Raw genomic sequence first — 3,974 nt, 5'->3', positions numbered from 1 at the left:
CCTATAGATGAGTTTCTATTACCAAAATTCATCTCTATTTTCTGATCCTAAAATTTCTTCTTCCGACTGAAATACCGAGCCAAAATACTAAACAACAACACAATTGACAGTAATGTTAAAGCTGCTGCCCAAGCCAAACTTTGAGACGCTTTGTAGGGAATAATCGAGAAAAAGTAAATCAACACTGGCAGAGTTGACACAGGTTCCCAAATATTCGTAGCCCAGAAATTATTGTTAAAGGAGGTGAACAGTAAAGGAGCTGCTTCTCCGGATGCGCGAGCAACAGATAAAACCACACCTGTAATAATGGAAGTCAAAGCAGCTGGTAACACAATCTGCACAACGGTTTCAAATCTGGTTGCTCCCAGACCTGTTGCTGCCAACCGCAACTCATTAGGCACTAGCAACAAAGCTTCTTCTGTAGACCGAATAATAATGGGTAACATTAACACAGCCAAAGCTACCCCACCGGAAAAAGCCGAAAACGAGCCTAAAGGCGTAACCACAATGGAATAAGCAAACAAGCCACATAAAATAGCCGGGACTCCGGTGAGTACGTTGCAAGAAAATTTAACCAAGTAAGCTAACTTAGTCCCCCGACCAAACTCAGCCAGATAAATGGCCGCCATCACACCAAAGGGAACTGAAATCATTGTACCAATTCCCAGAGTCATTAAAGTCCCAATAATGGCATGACCAAAGCCACCGTCAGATAAACCAGGAGGTGGGGGAAGCTTAGTAAAAATATCTGGAAATACTAGGGAATTAACGCCCTTTTGAAACACGCTCACCAGAACCCAAATTAAAGGGATAACGACAGTTGCGGCAAAGACCATAGTTAAAACCGTCAACACCTGCCCAGTGATGCGACGATGGGGAGCCATAGTCTTCTGGCTAATATCGAAATCATTGCCTTTATACCCAAAAGAAGGCTGTTTACTTGAATTATCCATAACTGCTCTTGCGTAAACTTAATTGTGCATTTACTCTGAATAAAAGCTGAGTCAAAAGCCAGAAACTTTACTCAATATTCTGGAATCGACGAATAATTATCTCAGCTAAAATGTTCACCACCAGCGATAAGATCATTAGGACTACGCCAGCGTACATCAGAGCTGCAACTTGGGTGCGTCCTGCTTCTCCGAATTGGGAGGCAATCAAACCTGTAATAGTCGATCCAGGCTGAAGCCATGAAATGTTAATCCGGTTGGCGTTACCAACTAGCATGGCAGCAACCATAGTTTCCCCCATCGCCCGACCCATAGCCAACATGACGGAACTGATAATCCCCGACAAACCAGCCGGAATCAGCACTCTCAGAATTGTTTCCCAACGGGTTGCGCCCAAAGCTAAGGAACCATTGCGGAGATATGCGGGTAAAACTTCAAAGGTGCTACGGGTAATAGAGATAATAATAGGCACAATCATAATTGCCAGTACCAAGCCCACAAGTAGTAGGCTATTGCCTGTAGAACCCTTGCCACTGAAAAAAGGAATCCAGCCGAAATAGGTATTAATAAAGGTGAAAATTGGCCTAATGGCAGGAATGAGGATAAAAATACCCCAGATTCCTAAAACCACACTGGGAATTGCAACAATTAGCTCAATGGCAAAGGCGATAGGAGTTGTCACCCAACTAGGAGCAAATCCTTCGGTTAAAAAGATCGCCACTCCGATACCCAGGGGGACAGCAATTAACAGGGCAATAAAGGCTGTAACCAAGGTTCCATATATCTGGGGCAGTACCCCATAGATGTCTGTGACAGGGTTCCAGGTTGTACCCCATAAAAAACCAAGACCAAATTCTTGAATGGCTGGTGTAGCTGCTGTAGCTGTCTGTACAATTACCCAAATTAAAACAGCTCCAGCACTGATAGCTAGTAGCAGGGTTAATCCCCAAAAACCAACATCGATTACCCTAGCCGGACTGGTTTGCTTCTCAAGACTACGCCCGGTTAATTGAGTTGATTGATTAGCCGATGTCATAAGGTTTTTCCTTCCATAATATTGTCATATGGTCATGTCCTAACTCAAGTATGTTGGATTAATTTTGGGAGTGTTTGATAATCAATAACACTCCCAAACATCTCGGCTCCTTACTTGGCGTTCACGGTGTCAAACTGCTTTTTAATCCGTTCCACCAGAGGCTCAGGAATAGGTACATAAAGAAGTTCTTCTGCTATCTTTTTGCCTTCTGGGCTTAAAGACCATTCAAAGACTTTACGCATGGCTTGCCATTTGGCATCGTCTTCATAATTTTGATAGATCATTACCCAAGCTAGACCGACGATGGGGTAGGAATCTTTACCGGCGGGGTCTGGGACTAAGAGAGCGAAGTTTTCTGGTACTGGCTCGTCTAATAGAGCTTTACCTGCTGCTTCAGGGGATGGAGCGATGAAGGTTCCCGCTTTGTTTTCAATTACGGCTGAACTAATATCGTTCAGGGCAGCATAAGCATAGGATAGATAACCAATGGCTCCTTCATTCTGTTGAATGGTAGCGGCTACACCTTCGTTACCTTGACCGCCAACGCCTACAGGCCAATCTACTGAAGTTCCCGCGCCAGACTTCCAATCTGGGCAAACTGTTTGAATGTGGTTGGTGAAGACAAAGGTAGTACCACTGCCATCAGAACGGTGAGCAAAGGTCAGGGGTAAATCAGGAATCGTTAAACCGGGATTATCTGCCGCGATCGCTGGGTCATTCCAGCGAGTAATTTTACCTGTTACAATGCCACAATAGGTGGTGCGGGAGAGTCTGAGTTCTTGATCTTTAACTCCTGGCAAGTTGTAGGAGAAAGATAAGAAACCTCCAGTCATGGGAATTTGAATTGGCTCGTAAGGGTATTTTTCCTTAAAAGACTTGAGCCGGGACTCTGAGTCAGTAATGGGTGCTTCACTGGCTCCAAAGTCTACTGTGCCATTGATGTACTGCTCTAAACCAGCTCCACTTCCTATGGACTGATAGCTCACTTGAACATTGGGGTCAACTTGACGATTATAGGCATCAAACCACCGTTGAAAAATAGGTGCGGGGAAGGTCGCCCCAGCTCCACTAATAGTTATCTTCTGCCCACTGCCACTAACATTCTGACCAGCTGGCGTACCATCATTACCAGCTTCTGGGCTAGGCGCACAGGCTGTTGCTACCAACATCATTGGTAGAGTAGTGATTGCGAAAAGGACTTTGCGATTGAGAACCATGAAAAATATATTCACTTTGCGAAACGACTACGGATTCAGATCAAAAAGACCTTGCTTGATCGGTCATGGCAACATAACTGGCAACAAAGTCTACAGTTGTAGCAGTACCACCGGAAATATGTGAGGCTTGCTCTGTGACACAAGCATCGCTGTTAATTTTTACGTGATTTTATCCATGTAAGCCATACCAAGATACCCTTAGAAGAGACATCTCAAGGTAAACAAAAGGTTAACAAAAGCAAAAATGTATGTTTTTTTGATCAATTTGCTACATTTTAAGTCTATTTAATTAATCAAATTGATACATAGCTTTTAGTAAATTCTGGTAGTAAAGTCACTAAAACACAGGTTACTATACAGTAACAATTGTCCCGCAACTGGTCTTCAAATTCCATATCTCATTTCACCAGACAAAGTATTTTCAAGATTTTTTGAGACAAAAATTCCCAATTACTGACCAAGAATTACTTAATGACATATAGGAATCCAGTATAGTTTCTGTAGCTTGCGTGGCGTAGCCATATTTATTCTTAGAGGTAGGGAACAGGGAACAGGGAACAGTGAAGAAGGAATCAAGGAATCAAGGAATAGGTCGTTTTGTTCAAAATTCAAATAGGAGTCCTATATGAGTTGAACCAAGGTTTAAAACATACAATCCAAAGTTATTTGATGTTGATTTTAAAATACCAACCTAATATTATTTATATCTAAATAAGAACTCAACTGGATTAAAAGATGAGATAAATACACGACTATTTTGCTGCTTTAAAA

General features: G+C 42.6%; 3 protein-coding genes. All 3 read right to left on the bottom strand.

Translation table 11 applies throughout. The annotated features are described in order from the left end of the window. Nucleotides 1-47: 47 nt before the first annotated feature. Complete coding sequence (gene pstA, locus VB654_RS13870; RefSeq protein WP_323214354.1) at nucleotides 48-953, bottom strand: phosphate ABC transporter permease PstA; 906 nt, start codon at nucleotides 951-953, stop codon at nucleotides 48-50. Nucleotides 954-1,020: 67 nt separating this feature from the next. After that, nucleotides 1,021-1,986 carry a phosphate ABC transporter permease subunit PstC gene (gene pstC / locus VB654_RS13865; RefSeq protein WP_323214353.1) on the bottom strand — a complete coding sequence of 322 codons (966 nt, stop codon included), beginning with the start codon at nucleotides 1,984-1,986 and terminating at the stop codon, nucleotides 1,021-1,023. Between the two features lie 110 nt (nucleotides 1,987-2,096). Continuing rightward, complete coding sequence (gene pstS / locus VB654_RS13860) at nucleotides 2,097-3,203, bottom strand: phosphate ABC transporter substrate-binding protein PstS (RefSeq protein ID WP_323214352.1); 1,107 nt, start codon at nucleotides 3,201-3,203, stop codon at nucleotides 2,097-2,099. Nucleotides 3,204-3,974: the final 771 nt, after the last annotated feature.

The organism is Nodularia sp. UHCC 0506 (assembly GCF_034931045.1).
Taxonomy (GTDB): domain Bacteria; phylum Cyanobacteriota; class Cyanobacteriia; order Cyanobacteriales; family Nostocaceae; genus Nodularia.
This window is presented reverse-complemented; position numbering and strand designations above follow the sequence as displayed.